At 61.7% G+C, this 14,804-nt stretch carries 11 protein-coding genes; 4 read left to right on the top strand and 7 right to left on the bottom strand.

From position 1 onward, the window contains the following. Positions 1–495: 495 nt before the first annotated feature. Entirely contained in the window at positions 496–969 is a 474-nt protein-coding gene (locus AC0KW6_RS12820; RefSeq protein ID WP_323776122.1) for a nuclear transport factor 2 family protein, read from the top strand. A gap of 69 nt (positions 970–1,038) precedes the next feature. Here AC0KW6_RS12820 and AC0KW6_RS12815 read toward each other — a convergent pair whose 3' ends face one another. The 3 genes from AC0KW6_RS12815 to AC0KW6_RS12805 all read right to left on the bottom strand — a co-directional run bounded on the left by AC0KW6_RS12815 (position 1,039) and on the right by AC0KW6_RS12805 (position 6,233). Beyond that, positions 1,039–2,022, bottom strand: coding sequence for a GlxA family transcriptional regulator (locus tag AC0KW6_RS12815; RefSeq protein ID WP_323776123.1), 984 nt, complete (start codon positions 2,020–2,022; stop codon positions 1,039–1,041). Positions 2,023–2,044: 22 nt separating this feature from the next. Then, positions 2,045–4,519 carry a GcvT family protein gene (locus AC0KW6_RS12810; protein ID WP_323776124.1) on the bottom strand — a complete coding sequence of 825 codons (2,475 nt, stop codon included), beginning with the start codon at positions 4,517–4,519 and terminating at the stop codon, positions 2,045–2,047. 193 nt (positions 4,520–4,712) lie between these two features. Then, positions 4,713–6,233 carry a trimethylamine methyltransferase family protein gene (locus tag AC0KW6_RS12805; RefSeq protein WP_323776125.1) on the bottom strand — a complete coding sequence of 507 codons (1,521 nt, stop codon included), beginning with the start codon at positions 6,231–6,233 and terminating at the stop codon, positions 4,713–4,715. 95 nt (positions 6,234–6,328) lie between these two features. Here AC0KW6_RS12805 and AC0KW6_RS12800 point away from each other — a divergent pair, with 95 nt between their 5' ends. After that, positions 6,329–7,243, top strand: coding sequence for a LysR substrate-binding domain-containing protein (locus AC0KW6_RS12800; RefSeq protein ID WP_474035065.1), 915 nt, complete (start codon positions 6,329–6,331; stop codon positions 7,241–7,243). A 1-nt stretch (position 7,244) separates the two neighbouring features. Here AC0KW6_RS12800 and AC0KW6_RS12795 read toward each other — a convergent pair whose 3' ends face one another. The 4 genes from AC0KW6_RS12795 to AC0KW6_RS12780 all read right to left on the bottom strand — a co-directional run bounded on the left by AC0KW6_RS12795 (position 7,245) and on the right by AC0KW6_RS12780 (position 10,887). Next, positions 7,245–8,105, bottom strand: a complete 861-nt coding sequence (locus tag AC0KW6_RS12795) for a metal ABC transporter permease (protein ID WP_474035064.1) — start codon at positions 8,103–8,105, stop codon at positions 7,245–7,247. Beyond that, on the bottom strand, positions 8,105–8,983 hold the full coding sequence (locus AC0KW6_RS12790) for a metal ABC transporter permease (protein WP_323784410.1): 879 nt from the start codon (positions 8,981–8,983) through the stop codon (positions 8,105–8,107). The genes AC0KW6_RS12795 and AC0KW6_RS12790 overlap by 1 nt, the downstream gene beginning before the upstream one ends. After that, on the bottom strand, positions 8,983–9,888 hold the full coding sequence (locus AC0KW6_RS12785; RefSeq protein WP_474035063.1) for a manganese/iron ABC transporter ATP-binding protein: 906 nt from the start codon (positions 9,886–9,888) through the stop codon (positions 8,983–8,985). Before AC0KW6_RS12785 ends, AC0KW6_RS12790 begins: the two co-directional genes overlap by 1 nt. 96 nt (positions 9,889–9,984) lie before the next feature. Further along, positions 9,985–10,887, bottom strand: coding sequence for a metal ABC transporter substrate-binding protein (locus AC0KW6_RS12780; protein WP_323778139.1), 903 nt, complete (start codon positions 10,885–10,887; stop codon positions 9,985–9,987). Between the two features lie 279 nt (positions 10,888–11,166). Between AC0KW6_RS12780 and AC0KW6_RS12775 the strand changes: the two genes are divergently transcribed. Further along, positions 11,167–11,571, top strand: a complete 405-nt coding sequence (locus tag AC0KW6_RS12775; RefSeq protein WP_323778141.1) for a hypothetical protein — start codon at positions 11,167–11,169, stop codon at positions 11,569–11,571. Between the two features lie 27 nt (positions 11,572–11,598). Continuing rightward, a complete protein-coding gene (locus AC0KW6_RS12770; protein ID WP_474035062.1) occupies positions 11,599–14,763 on the top strand; it encodes a M10 family metallopeptidase in 3,165 nt (1,054 codons plus the stop codon). Positions 14,764–14,804: the final 41 nt, after the last annotated feature.

Below are 14,804 nucleotides of genomic sequence, written 5' to 3'. Positions count from 1 at the left end.
GGCGTGAACGCTATCTGCTGGCGCGGCAGCTGTGAAATGCCGAAATCGCATAGGGTATGCAGCACGCACATTGGCGCTATGCGCAACCGCAATCTGTGTTCGTTTACAAACGCTTATGGGCAGCACTCTGGCGAAGGCTGAGTTGGCCCGAAGACTGCCGCGGTCAGTTTGCAGTGAAACATGGGTGATATCACCCCGGAAAAATACTGTCCGGACTTGCGCACCCCGGCTTGAAAGATCCGGATTTGCTGGCAGCGCTGCGTACTGATTGACCATTCAGCGGCTCACCGCCGGGTCTCATCGGGGCGCAACTGGCCTGAACCGCGCTTTGAGCACGGGAGCATGATCCCGGAGCAAGTCATCCGGGACAAGGGGAACGCACGGCACTGAGATACCGCACTATTTGGTCCCTGGAAAAAATTTTAAACACAGCCCTTGATTTTCAGTACCGATCTGTACACTTATAGCGCATCACTAACAGATCGGTAAATAAACATGACAGAAGCCCCCCGCCCCCCGCTGCCGCCCTTCACCCGCGAAACCGCCATTGCCAAGGTTCGTGCCGCCGAGGATGGCTGGAACAGCCGCAACCCCGACGCCGTCGCGCAAGCCTACACTCTGGACACCAAATGGCGTAACCGCACCGATTTCCCCCAGGGCCGCGACGCAGCTCAGGCGTTCCTGGCCGGCAAATGGGACCGCGAGCTGGAATACCGGCTGATCAAGGAGCTCTGGGCCTATGACGGCAACCGTATCGCCGTGCGCTACGCTTACGAGTGGCACGATGCATCCGGCCAATGGTACCGCTCCTACGGCAACGAGAATTGGGAGTACGCCGAAGACGGCCGCATGGCCCACCGCTTTGCGTCGATCAACGACTTGAAAATCAACCAGGAAGACCGCCTGTTCCACTGGCCGCAAGGCCCGCGCCCGGCAGATCACCCAGGTCTCAGCGATCTCGGCCTCTGATCAGAGGAGGGACACCGGATCATGTCTTGCCGGATGCGTCTCCGCACCCGGCAAGGCAAAGCACGATGGTTAAAACGGCCGTTCCTGATGCGGTGATTTGCCGAAATACCGGCGGTAGACTTTGGCGAAGTGGGTCTGGCTGTTGAAGCCGGATGCCAACGCCACATCGATGATCCGCATTTTGGTCTGCAGCAGCAGGCTGCGCGCGTAGTCCAGCCGCAGTCTGGTGTAATAGACCTTGGGCGTGGTCTGCAGATATTTGGAGAAAAGCCGCTCCAGCTGCCGCACCGACAGGCCGACCAGACCGGCGATGCCGCCCGGCGTCAGCGGCTCCTCCAAGTTGCTGCGCATCAGGCTGAGCGCGGCCGCCAGCTTTTCGTGCCGCACGCCGGTCCGGCCGTATTCCGATACCGTCTGATCCTGACTGCCCTTGCGGGCTGAGGAACAGACCATCAGATCCGCCGCCCCGGTCGCGACGGCCGGCCCATGGTGGTCCGAGATCAGGTTCAGCGTCATGTCTATAGTCGCGGTCCCGCCCGCACAGGTGATCAGCTTGCTCTCCATGGTGAACAGCGAGCTTTTGACCTCCACGTCCGGATGCGCCTCCGCCAGGATCGCCCGCAGCGCCCAATGGGCCGAGACCTGGCGCCCGGACAGCAGCCCGGCGCGGGCCAGCGCCAGGATACCGCCGCCCAGCGCGCCGAGTGTTGCGCCCATTCGGTGCGCCCTGCGCAGCCAGCCCAGAACTTTCAGCGAGATGCGCGGCTCCTGCCCCTGGCCGCCGCAGACAAAGATCATGTCGCCGCGCATCAAGTCCGGAAGCCCGCCGTTCACCGCCACGTTGAGCCCGTTGGGCGCGGTGACCGGCAACCCGTCCTCGCTGACCACGCGCCAGTCATAGCGCGCAGCCCCGTCATGTGTGTTCGCCGCCTCCAGCGCTGCCACCGCGCTGGACAGGTCCAGCGGCGAAAAGGTGGGCAGCAGCAGGAAGATGCAGCGGCAGGCCGGCACGGCCTGGGCCGCGTCGGGGAGGTTTCGCATGGGTCTGGCCATGGTGTCCGCTCCCCTTGCCGGCTCAGGCGCGCATGTTGGCGCCATTGGCGTCATAGACCGGCGCCCCCAGCACTTCGGCGTCGTACATCTCGCCCAGGATCTCGACCTGCAGCCTGGTGCCCGCCGCGGCGTGTTCCGCCGAGACATAGCCCATCGCCATCGACGTCTGCGCGTGATGCGCATAACCACCGGAGGAGATGTAGCCCACCGCCGCGCCATCCTTCAGGATCGCCTCATCATTGGAGACATCAATGCCGTCCACGTCGATGGTCATGGTGACCAGCTTGCGGCTGGGCCCGGTGTCCTTGGCGGCCAGGGCCGCTTCCTTGCCGACAAAATCCTTTTTCCAGTTGATAAAGACATCCATGCCGCTTTCCGCCGCGTCGAAATCTGGGCGGAAGTCGAGCGTCCACACACCCCAGCCCTTCTCCAGCCGCATCGACATCAGCGCCCGCGCGCCATACCAGCGGTAGCCCAGATCAGCGCCGGCGCCCTCGATCGCTTCGGCCAGGCGCAGCAGGTACTGCGGCTTGCAGTAGATCTCATAGCCCAGCTCGCCGGAAAAGCTGATCCGGTTCAGGATCACCGGCACGCCGCCGACAAATGTCTGGCGCAGGTCTCGGAATTTCATGGCCTCGGCGGAGACGTCCTCACGGGTGATCCGCTGCAGCAGCTCTCGCGAATTCGGCCCCGACAGCGCAATGCCGTGCCAGTCATCCGAGACGTTCTGGTAGGTCACACCCGCTGGCAGGTCTTTTTCAAACCAACGGCGGTGCGCCTCCTGCATGGCCCCGGAACCGAACAGCATGAAATGATCCTCACCCAGGCAGGCCACGGTCAGATCGCCGTAAAGCTTGCCCTTCGGCGTCAGCATCGGCGTCAGCGCCAGGCGGCCCGGTTTCGGCACATAGCCCGCCAGGACCCGGTCAAGATAGGCCCGCGCGCCTGCGCCCTTAAACTCATGCTTGGCAAAGTTGGCAACCTCGATGCCGCCGACGGCCTCGCGCACCGCTTTGACCTCGCGCGCGACATAATCGTGCGAGCGGTTGCGCTCAAATGTAGGCTCCTCATGCGCATCCTCCGGCCCATCGGCAAACCACAGCGCGTTTTCCAAGCCAAAGCCCTGGCCCATGCGCGCGCCCTTGGCGACCAGCCGGTCATACAGCGCAGTGGTCTTCTGCATCCGGCCCTTGGGCAGGGTTTCATTCGGGAAGGTCATCACGAAGCGGCGCTCGTAATTCTCGGTCGATTTCACGGTGCCCCAGTCGGGGGTTGCGAAGTCGCCAAAGCGCGCCACATCCATCGCCCAGACGTCAATAGACGGCTCGCCATCGATCATCCATTCGGCCATGGTCAGCCCCACACCGCCGCCCTGGCAGAAGCCCGCCATCACGCCCACGGCGCACCAGTAGTTTTTCATCCCCGGAACCGGGCCGATCATCGGGTTGCCGTCAGGGCCAAATGTGAAGGGGCCGTTTATCATGTCCTTGATGCCCGCCTCGCCAATCGCCGGGATCCGCTCGAACGACATCTCCAGACGGTCGGCAATGCGGTCCAGATCCGGCTGCAGCAGCTCATGCCCGAAATCCCACGGCGTGCCGCCCACCTTCCAAGGCGTCCCCTTCGGCTCATAAGTGCCCAGCAGCATCCCCTGCCGCTCCTGCCGGAAATAGATATTGGCCTCGTAATCAATGCCGGCCGGCAGGCGGGTCGGATGGTTGGCCACCGCGTCTATCTTGTCGGTGATCAGATAGTGGTGTTCCATCGGCTGCACCGGCAGGTTGACGCCCTGCATGTGGCCGACTTCCCGCGCCCACAACCCGCCGCAGTTGACGATATGCTCCGCGTTGATCACCCCGCGTGGCGTCACCACGTCCCAGCTGCCATCGGGACGCTGGGTGGTGCCGGTCACCGGCGTGTGGGTGAAATACTGCGCGCCGTGCACCTTGGCCGCTTTGGCAAAGGCATAGGTGGCGCCCGACGGGTCCAGATCGCCGTCCTGATCATCCCACAGCGCCGCGTGGTAATGTTTCGGGTCTATCAGCGGGTGGCGCTCAGCCACTTCCCTGGGGCTGATAAACTCCTGGTTCAGACCCATGTAGCGCGCCTTGGAGCGTTCACGCTTCAGGTAGTCGTACCAGGTCTTGTTCGACGCCAGATAAAAGCCGCCAGTGATATGCAGACCGACAGAGTGGCCCGACAGCTCCTCAATCTCCTTATACAGATCAATGGTATAGGACTGCAGCCGCGAGATGTTCGGGTCCGAAGAAATCGTGTGGATCTGCCCCGCCGCGTGCCAGGAGGAGCCGGAGGTCAGCTCGTCCCGCTCCAAGAGCACCACATCCTTCCAGCCGAATTTGGCCAAATGGAACAGGATCGAGCAGCCAACAACACCGCCGCCGATGATCACCGCCTTGGTGTGGCTCGGCAGCTTCTTGTCGCCGGTGCTTTCTTCCTTGTGGATGTTGAGCGTCGATTGGGCAAAATTGTCTGTCATGGGTATTGGTCCTCAGGTCTGGGCCAAAGCACGGCAAGGGCCGGATTTAGCGGAAACGGGAAATTTGGTGCATGAACTGCGGCAATCGGCACCCTGGGGGTGCACAGGAGGTGTACGGGGGGTGCACAGTGGGTGCCGGGGCAAACCCGCCCCTATTGCATCACCGGCGCTTATGCGTGAAGAAAAGGTTAACTCAGTACCACGCATCCGGGATCTCCTCCTTGCGGCGGGCGACATAGGCGGCCAATTCTTCCTTCACCGCCTCATCCATAGGCGGCGCCTGATACTCGTTCAGCATCTGGTTCCAGCGCTCATAGGCCCGCTGGCGCATGTCCTTGGAGCCGCCCTCCTCCCAGCTTTCAACGTTTTCGCTGTCGCTGAGTGTCGGCTCATAGAACGCGGTCTGGTAGTTGCGCATGGTGTGGGCTGAGCCAAGGAAATGGCCGCCGGGCCCCACCTCGGCGTACGCGTCGCGGGCAAAGGCCTCATCGCTGGTATCCAGCCCATGGCTCAGCACCTTCTGGTACGAGCCCAGCCGGTCGGCATCCATCACCAGCTTCTCAAACCCGGTGCACAGCCCGCCTTCCAGCCAGCCCGCCGAATGCAGCACATAATTGGCCCCGGCCAGCATGGTGGAATGCATCGAGTCGGCACTCTCGTAAGCCGCCTGCGCATCCTCGATCTTGGATGCCGTCAGCGAGCCGCCGCAACGCAACGGCAGACCGGCACGGCGGGCCAGCTGGCCGATCGCATAGTTCGACACCACCGGCTCGGGCATGCCAAAAGTCGGCGCGCCGGACTTCAGCGACATCGAGCTGAGGAAGTTCCCCAGCACAAACGGCGCCCCGGGGCGTACCAGCTGGGTGAAGGCACAGACCATCATTGCCTCGGCCATCGCCTGCGCCACCGAGGCCGCCGTCGACACCGGCCCCATCGCACCCGTAAGGATAAACGGCACAACGACAATCCCCTGCCCACGGGCGGAATAGACCCGGATCGCCTCGGTCACCACCTTGTCGACCAGCAGGGGCGAATTGGTATTCACATTGCCCATGATCACGCAGTTGTTGTCCATGACATCCTTGCCAAAGACGATCTCGGCCATGCCGACGCTGTCCTGCGCCCGGCTCATCTCGGTGATCGCGCCCAGATGCGGCTTGTCGCTCAGCGTCATATGGGCAAACAGCATGTCGAAATGACGCTTGCTCACCGGCACGTCGCAAGGCTCACAGATCACAAAGCCGCCGTGATGCAGGTTCGGATGCATATAGGTGAGCTTCACCAGCTTCTCGAAGCTCTCCATGTCGCCATAGCGGCGACCGCCCTTTAGATCGCGCACAAACGGCGCGCCATAGATCGGGGCAAAAACCTGATTGTTGCCGCCGATGGTCACCGACCGTTCACGGTTGCGGGCCAGCTGGGTAAACGCGCGCGGCGCCTTGGCACACAGCGCGCGGATCCACTGCGCATCCGCCCGCACGATGTCGCCGTCAATCCGTGCGCCGGCCTCCCTCCAGATCCTGAGCGCCTCCGGGTCATCCCGGAAAGCGATGCCGACGTCTTCAAAAATCCAATCGACCTGGGCCTCCAGCTTGACCAGTTTCTCCTCGTCCAGCATATCAAAGAACGGCAGCCTGCGCTGGATGAACGGCGATGCGGGGGCACCCGCCGGAGCGGTGTTTCTATCGCGGGATGCGCGGGCGCGTCGGGCCATGGGGCTCTCCAAAATCTCAAGTGATGAACCACACTAAGCCTGAGGCCGGCATTTGTGACGGTTGAAAAATCTGATCGTTTGGATAATTGAGGGTTATGCAAGAACTGTGGAAGCTCCTTACCAGCCCCCGCCACCTGATCGTTTTTGAGGCCGCCGCAAGGCACGGCTCCTTTACCCGTGCGTCGGAAGAGCTGAACGTGCAGCAGCCGGCCGTCAGTGCCGCGATCAAGCAGATGGAAGCGTCACTGGGGGTGGTTCTGTTCCGCCGCAGCCACCGCAAAGTGGAGCTGACCGGGGCGGGAATGCGGCTTTATACAGATGTCTCCAAGGCGCTGGAGGATATCCTGTCCTCCGCCAAAGCGGTCCGGCAGTTCGGGCGCAACGACCATGTCACGCTCAATTGCTCCTCTGCCTTTGCATACTACTGGGTGATGCCAAGACTGGCCCGGCTGCACGAGGTTCATCCCGATATCGACTTGCGGCTGCAAAGCTCTGACCGGGAGCCGGACATAAATACCGAAGGCATCTCGCTGGCGGTGCGGCGCGGGCAGGGAAACTGGCCGGACTGCCATTCCGCCCTGATCGCACCCGAGGTGATCTTTCCGGTGGCAAGCCCGCGGGTGATGGCCTCGGCCGTCAATCTGGCGACGGTGCCGAACCTGCTGCATGAGCGGCTGATCCACCTGGAAGAGCCGATCCGCGAACGGCCCAGCTGGCAGCAATGGTTTGCGCATTTCAAGGTCACCGGCCGCCCTCCCGCCGCCGGCCTGCGCCTCAACGACTATGCGCTGGTGCTGCAGGCGGCCATCGCCGGCGAGGGCTTTGCCTTTGGCTGGCAGCATGTGACCGAGCCGCTGATCAAACAAGGGCTGCTGGCCGCGCGCCAGGATTGGTCGTGGACCACCGGATCAGGGTTCTATCTGGTCTGGTCCAAGAGCCAGGACCTGATTCCCAACGCCGAACTGGTGCGCGAATGGCTGCTGGAAATGGCCAGGCCCGGCAGCGCCTGAATCACACGATCCCTGAAGTATCCCTGACTCGCTGCTTCGACGTGCGGCGGGTCACATGCAGCCGCCGCACAAACGCAAGGATGAACAGCAATGTCAGGATCAGCACGATGGTCGGAGCCGGCGCGCTGTCGAGGAAGAAGCTGGCATAAGTGCCCGCCAGCATCGACACCATGCAGACCAGAACCGAGACCCACAGCATGGTGCTGAACTTGCGCACCACCAGAAAGGCGATGGCACCCGGCGCAATCAGCAATCCAATCGCCAGGATCAGCCCTGCCGCGGACAGGGTGGCCACAATCGTCAGCGACAGCGCCGCCAGCAGCCCGTAGTGCAGCACTGTCACCGGCAGGCCGGAGGCTTGCGCCTGAGCGGGGTCAAAACTGTGCAGCACAAGATCTTTCCATTTCAGCACCAGCGCCGCGCCAACACCCAGCGAGATGATGCCCGCGGTCCACAGCTCATTCGGCTCCACCCCCAGCATGTTGCCGAACAGTATGTGGTCCAGATGTGCGTTGGTCTCAACCGAGACATAGAGCACGATACCGAGGCCGAACATGCCGGAGAAGACTACCCCCATCACCGTGTCCTGTTTCACCCGGCTATTGCCGGACAGATAGCCAGTGGCAACCGCACAGAGCATGCCCGCAGCAAAAGCGCCCAGGATCAGCGGCAGCCCTGCGATATAGGCCAGAACGATACCGGGCAGCACCGCATGGCTGACCGCATCGCCCATCAGCGCCCAGCCCTTCATCACCAGAAAGCACGAGAGCAGCGCCGTCGGAACCGAAACTATCATCGAGATCAGAAAAGCGTTCTGCATGAACGCGAACTGGAACGGCATCAAAAGGCTTTCGAAGTCCATCACACAGCTCCCTCTTGTGCGGCGGGGCCGCGTTTCAATGCCTCGCGCGCCTTGCGTTTTGCGGCCAGCAGCCCGTGTTTCGGAGCAAAGACAAAGACCGTCAGAAAGATCAGCGTCTGCAGGGTCACAATGATGCCGCCGGTGGCACCGTCCATAAAATAACTGGCGTAGGCGCCAAAGAAGCTGGTGAGGGCACCGATCAGCACCGACACCATGATCAGCCGCGGAAACCGGTCGCACAGCAGATAGGCGGTGGCACCCGGCGTCACCACCATGGCGATTACCAGAAACGCGCCGACGGTCTGCATTGCCGCCACGACGGAGGCCGACAGAAGCACAAAGAACACCGTCTTCAGCAGCCCGGGCTTGAGCCCGATGGTGCGGGCGTGGTTTTCGTCAAAGAAGGTGACCATCAGGTCCTTCCACTTGGCCAGCAGTACCGCCAGCGAGACAAAGCCGATGATTGCCAGCTGCAGCGTATCCTCGGGCGTGATCGCCAGGATGTTGCCCATGGTGATGGTCTGGACTGAGACCGACATCGGACTGATCGAGACGATGAACAACCCAAGGCCGAAGAAGGAGGTGAAGATCAATCCGATGATCACATCAACCTTGAGGCCGGAACGCTCCGACAGGAACAGCATCGCCCCCGCCGCCAGCCCGCCGGCAATGAAGGCGCCCAGCGCAAACGGCAGGCCCAGGATATAGGCTCCCGCCACCCCCGGCACCACCGAGTGCGAGAGCGCATCGCCAATCAGCGACCAGCCCTTGAGCATCAGATAGGCCGACAGGAAGGCGCAGACGCCGCCGACCAGCGCCGAGACCCACATCGCATTGGTCATATAGCCATAGGAGAACGGCTCCAGCAGATATTCCATCATTCCTGTTCCCGGCTCTCGCTGGTCTGGGTCTTTTCACCGTATTGCACAAAGGGACGCTCATCGTCGGTCAGGATGGTGACCTCGCGGGTGTCGCCGTCGTCATGCAGCGCTTGGCCGCCCAGGGTGAAATGGCGCAGCACCCCGCCAAAGGCGTGTTCAAGATTCTCGCGGGTAAAGGTTGTTGCGGTCGGGCCGTGCCCCAGCACCGTGCCCTTGACCAGAACGGTGCGATCGCAGAACTCCGGCACGCTGCCCAGGTTGTGGGTGGAAACCAGCATCACCCGGCCCTCGGCCCGCAGCTCGCGCAACAGGGCGATGATCTGTTCTTCGGTCTTCACGTCCACCCCGGTAAAAGGCTCGTCCAGCAGGATCACCTGCCCGTCCTGCGCCAAAGCACGCGCCAGGAACACCCGCTTGCGCTGGCCGCCGGACAGCTCGCCGATCTGGCGGTGGCGGAAATCCTGCATGTTGACCCGGTGCAGCGCCTGCTCGACGGCCTCGTGATCCGCCGCCTTGGGGCGGCGCAGGAACCCCATATGGCCATAGCGGCCCATCATCACCACATCCTCGACCAGCACCGGAAAGGCCCAGTCGACCTCCTCGGACTGCGGCACATAGGCGACCAGGTTCTTGCGCAAGGCCTGCTTCACCGTCATGCCGAGAATGCTGATTTCGCCCTGCGCGGCCGGTACAAACCCCATGATCGCCTTGAACAGGGTCGACTTTCCCGCCCCATTCACGCCAACCAGAGCAGTGACGGTGCCGCGGGGAATGGCAAAGCTGGCATCCCACAGCGCGGTATGGCCGTTGCGATAGGTCACCGTGACGTTCTTGGCGGCGATCCCGTCATCGGCGGGCGTGGCGCTGGCATTCATAATGCGGGTCTCACTGGCATCAAGCATGGGCTGTCCTGCAGAGTTACACACAGAATATGTGCTTTGTGAAATGAAACGCCCCGCAGCACGTGCTGCGGGGCAAAAGCATATTCATTGAAAGGCTCAGTTGGTGACCTCGGTCAGACCGCGTGCCACGGTTTGGGACGTGACCCTGAGCAGGTCCAGATAGGTGGGCACCGGACCGTCCGCTTCGCTGAGCGAGTCGACATAAAGCTCACCGCCATAGGCCACGCCGGTTTCACGGGCCACCTGCTCGGCCGGAGCGGTGTTGACGGTGCTTTCGCAGAATACCACCGGGATATCATTGGCGCGCACCCCGTCGATCACCGCGCGCACCTGCTGCGGGGTGCCGACCTGATCGGCGTTCATCGGCCACAGGTACAGCTCCTTCATGCCGAAGTCGCGGGCCAGATAGCTGAAGGCGCCTTCGCAGGTCACCAGCCAGCGCTTGTCTTCGGGAATTTCGGCAATGGCGCGGCGCAGCGGCTCAATCGTGGCGCGCAGCCTGTCCTTGTATTCGCCGGCGTTCTTGACGTAGACGGCGGCGTTTTCAGGATCGTGCTCGGCAAAAGCCTCGACGATATTGTCTATGTAGATCAGCGCGTTATCCAGACCCATCCAGGCATGCGGGTTGGGCTTGCCCTCGTAGGAGCCGGCCCCGATCGGGATCGGATCGATTCCATCGGTCAGCGTCACCGAGGGCACATCCTTCATGTTGGACAGGAACTGTTCGAACCACAGCTCCAGATTCATGCCATTCCACAGGATCAGGTCGGCATCGGAGGCCCGCACGATATCGCGCGGCGTCGGTTCATAGCCGTGGATCTCGGCGCCGGGCTTGGTGACCGAGACCACCTCGGCGGCATCCCCCGCCACATTGGCCGCCATATCTGCCAGAACGGTAAAGGTTGTGACCACCTTCATCTTGTCTTCAGCCATGGCAGCGCTGGCAGCAGCGGCCGCAAAAGCGGCGGCGGAAACTGTCTTGAGCAGGTTCGGGAACATCCGATTCTCCGTTTTGAAGATGTCTGTGATGCATCGTTATTGCAAATCATTCTCAACTGTCAATGAAATTGAGAATGATTTGCAATAACAGCGCAGGTGCCGACAGGGCTGCGCTGTCATCCTTTCCCTGCTGCATGGTTAATGGCGGTTAATGACGTCTTAATGTTGCCAGGATCGCAACCGCCATTTAGCCCCAATCGGCGGCTAAACCTGAAGCTGCAGCCAGAACGGCGCGGGACTGAACCTAATCCTTCGACCTTCTGAGCGAGCACACTCCCAATGACTTCACCTGGAGATCTTTCCAGCTGTTCCGGCGCAATCCAGCTGCTGATCACTGGCACTGCGGTATCCGGCAGCCCGTTGCGGACTGTTCAGCTGCAGTACAGCGGGTCTCTGCAACTGCCGCTCTGCAAAGCGCTGGCCAACGGCTTGCAGAAGACATTCCCCGGTGCCACGATTTCCGCTGCAGACCGACAGCAGACCGGCGCAGACCTGACCCTGCGTTTCGTTGAACAGAACCAGGCGGCTGATTGGATCTCCGGCAGCCTGGCCTGGCAGCACAGCGACGGCCGCAGCGGCCAAGGCCCTGTCATCGAACAGTCGGTCATGGATGGGCAGCTGACTGCGGACGATCTCTCGGACTTTGCCGGAAAGTTGCTTCAGCACACTGAATTCCCTTTGTAATTCATAGATCTAGGATGGAACACGGACATGTGTGAATATTGCGGTCAAGCCAATCACAGAATTCCCGAAAACACCGCCAGCAGCGGCTCAGGTTCAGCAGGCCAGCCGGCCGGCAGCAAACCCACCTATACCGTCGATCAGGTGGCAGAATATCTGTACAAGGGATACTGGCAGTCGACTGGCCGCTCAGAACGGTCCTTTGATGTGGAAACCGGCGGTCAGCTCACTGTGAACCTCAGCGGGCTGAATGGAACCGGCAAAGATACCGCACGCAAGGCGCTGGAAAGCTGGACCGCGCTCACCGGAATTGAATTCGTCGAAACCAGCGGCAGCGCCAAGATCACCTTCGACGATAACCAGTCCGGGGCCTATGCCAGCTCCTCGGTCAGCAATGGCACAATTCTGAGCTCCAGCATCAATATCGACGATGCATGGGCCCAGTACGGCAATTACTACCTGCAAACTTACATTCATGAGATCGGCCACGCCCTCGGCCTGGGCCATACCGGCAATTACAACGGCAGCGCCAGCTACGGCTCGGACGCGCATTTTGCCAATGACAGCTGGCAAATGTCGATCATGTCCTATTTCAGTCAAGCCGAAAATACAGCAGTGAATGCCTCATTTTCCTATCTCGCAACCGCTCAGCTTGCTGACATCGCGGCGGTTCACCATCTCTACGGCACGCCGGTGAACATCGAAACGGGCAACACCACTTATGGTGACGGTCAAACCACCGGCCGCTTCGGCATGGATCTGAACGGCGGCTTCGGCGTGGCGATTGTCGATACTGGCGGTATCGACCTGATCGACCTGGGCTCGCGCACCTACAATCAGACATTGAATCTGAATGAGGAAGTCTTTTCCAGCCTGAACGGAAAGACCGGCAATTTCGCCATTGCCCGCGGCACCGTGATCGAAAACGCGGTCACCGGTTCGGGTATCGATCATATCACAGGCAACGCGGCGGCCAACCAGCTGGAGAGCGGCGCCGGAAATGACCAGATCGAGGGCGGTGACGGCAACGATACCTTGATCGGCGGCGGCGGCGCAGACTTCCTTACCGGCGGCAGCGGCGCAGACCGGTTCGTATACAGCAGCCTCAGCGAATCCGGCGATTCTATTGCTGACTTTGATCTGGCAGCAGGCGACAGGGTCAGCATCGCGCAACTGTTGCAAGCAATTGGCTATGGAGGAGATGATCCCGCAGGCGACGGCGTCGTTACGCTGCAGGCCGGCAGCGGCGGATCATGGCTGAAGATTTCTCATGGTGGCAGCAATATCCTTTTAGTCTTTCTTGCCGGCGTGACCGAGGATGCCAACCCGGCAGAGATCATCAACACTTCCGCAACCCCGGGGCCGGCACCGGACCCCACACCTGATCCGGACCCGGCACCCGATCCGGCACCGGACCCCGACCCGACTCCTGACCCGGACCCGGACCCGACTCCTGACCCGGATCCAACTCCGGAAACCATTGAAAACACATATGTATTTGACGACACCTTCGTGACGCAATGGACCCAGCAGCTTGGAACCGTCACTGACACGAATGGCGGAATTGACACCCTGGACCTTAGTGCTGTCACGCGGATCTCGACAGTCGACCTGGCAAGCGGGGCAGCCGGAAAAATCGGCTCCAAGAGCCTGACAATCAGTGACGGCTCCGAGATTGAGAACGCCATTCTCGGCAGCGGGTCAGATAAGGGCTACGGCAACGAGCTTGCAAATCTGATCGAAGGCCGTGGCGGCAACGATCTTCTGGAGGGGCGCGGCGGCAATGATACGCTGGACGGCGGCATCGGCAACAACAAAATCAATGGCGGCCTGGGCGATGACAGCCTGACCGCCGCAGACGGCAACGACAATATCTATGGCGGCGGCGGGAATGACACGCTCCATGGCGGCAGCGGGAGAAACTTCCTGTCCGGTGAAGACGGCGATGACACTGTCACGGCCGGAGCCGGCGCAGACCGGATTTATGGCGGCGGCGGGAATGACAATCTGGACGGCGGCGATGGCAAGAACCGGATCGACGGCGGCGAAGGTGACGACGCCATTACCGGCGGCAGTGACAAAGACCTTCTGTCAGGCGGCGAAGGCCATGATACGATGTCGGCCGGCGAGGGCACAAACAGACTGGAAGGTGGCGGCGGCAATGACAGCATGTCCAGCGGCAGCGGCAATGACAAAATGTCAGGCGGCGATGGCAACGACACTATGTCTGCCGGTGATGGAGACAACAAGCTGGACGGCGGCGCCGGGGATGATGCTCTCACCTCAGGCAGCGGCAACGACAAGCTGGCTGGCGGCGAGGGAGCTGACACGCTGTACGCCGGCGATGGCGAAAACAAACTGGACGGTGGTGAAGGCGACGACAGCTTGTCCGGTGGCAGCGAACAGGACCGCATTAAAGGCGGTGATGGCAATGACACGATATACGCCGGTGACGGCACCAATAAGCTGGATGGCGGCAACGGGAACGACCTGATCACCAGCGGCGCCGGGGAGGACAATCTGAAAGGCGGCATGGGGGATGACACGCTCTCGGCTGGCGACGGCAAGAACAGGGCTGATGGCGGCGACGGCAATGATATGCTCAGCAGCGGCAGCGGCATGGACCAGATCAAAGGCGGCAAAGGGAACGATACGCTGTTGGCCGGTGCCGGGGACGACAAACTGGATGGCGGCAAAGGGGACGACAGCCTCAGCGGCCAGGAAGGTACCGATCTCCTGAAAGGCAACAGTGGCAATGACACCCTCAGCGGCGGCGACGGCACCGACAAGATCAAAGGCGGTTCGGAAGACGATGAACTTTCGGGCGGCGCCGGAATGGACACGCTCGATGGTGGCTCCGGCCTGGACCGGCTGGAAGGCGGTGCAGGGGCGGACTACCTCAAGGGCGGCAGAGATGCCGATGTGTTTGTCTTTACCGCGGCCGAGGACGCAGGGGATACCATCGGCGATTTCAAACTACGCGATGGAGATGCCCTCGACATAGACGGGCTGCTTCTGGATCTGGGCACCAGCCTTGGCGACGCCCTGTCCAGCGGCAAGCTGAGCCTCAGCGACAGCCGTACGGTCTGGCTGGAGTATGACGCCGACGGCGAGGGCGGTGACGATGCGTTTCAGATCGCCTATCTGAGAGGGGTGAAGCCGGGTGATAGCCTGACCGACGACTGGTTTGTCTAAGCACAACACATCAGTCAGGCAGCGCCCGGTCTGCGGTTTGG

The organism is Leisingera sp. SA215, assembly GCF_055902035.1.
The sequence above is the reverse complement of the archived record's forward strand: the minus strand, read 5'-3'. Positions and strand labels throughout refer to the sequence as shown.

Bases quoted from the DNA above. Each gene is read 5' to 3' on its own strand.
- AC0KW6_RS12790 (WP_323784410.1), bottom strand. From the start codon at position 8,983: ATGGAATATCTGCTGGAGCCGTTCTCCTATGGCTATATGACCAATGCG.
- AC0KW6_RS12820 (WP_323776122.1), top strand. From the start codon at position 496: ATGACAGAAGCCCCCCGCCCCCCGCTGCCGCCCTTCACCCGCGAAACC.
- AC0KW6_RS12775 (WP_323778141.1), top strand. From the start codon at position 11,167: ATGACTTCACCTGGAGATCTTTCCAGCTGTTCCGGCGCAATCCAGCTG.
- AC0KW6_RS12810 (WP_323776124.1), bottom strand. From the start codon at position 4,519: ATGACAGACAATTTTGCCCAATCGACGCTCAACATCCACAAGGAAGAA.
- AC0KW6_RS12770 (WP_474035062.1), top strand. From the start codon at position 11,599: ATGTGTGAATATTGCGGTCAAGCCAATCACAGAATTCCCGAAAACACC.
- AC0KW6_RS12795 (WP_474035064.1), bottom strand. From the start codon at position 8,105: ATGGACTTCGAAAGCCTTTTGATGCCGTTCCAGTTCGCGTTCATGCAG.
- AC0KW6_RS12780 (WP_323778139.1), bottom strand. From the start codon at position 10,887: ATGTTCCCGAACCTGCTCAAGACAGTTTCCGCCGCCGCTTTTGCGGCC.
- AC0KW6_RS12785 (WP_474035063.1), bottom strand. From the start codon at position 9,888: ATGCTTGATGCCAGTGAGACCCGCATTATGAATGCCAGCGCCACGCCC.
- AC0KW6_RS12800 (WP_474035065.1), top strand. From the start codon at position 6,329: ATGCAAGAACTGTGGAAGCTCCTTACCAGCCCCCGCCACCTGATCGTT.
- AC0KW6_RS12805 (WP_323776125.1), bottom strand. From the start codon at position 6,233: ATGGCCCGACGCGCCCGCGCATCCCGCGATAGAAACACCGCTCCGGCG.
- AC0KW6_RS12815 (WP_323776123.1), bottom strand. From the start codon at position 2,022: ATGGCCAGACCCATGCGAAACCTCCCCGACGCGGCCCAGGCCGTGCCG.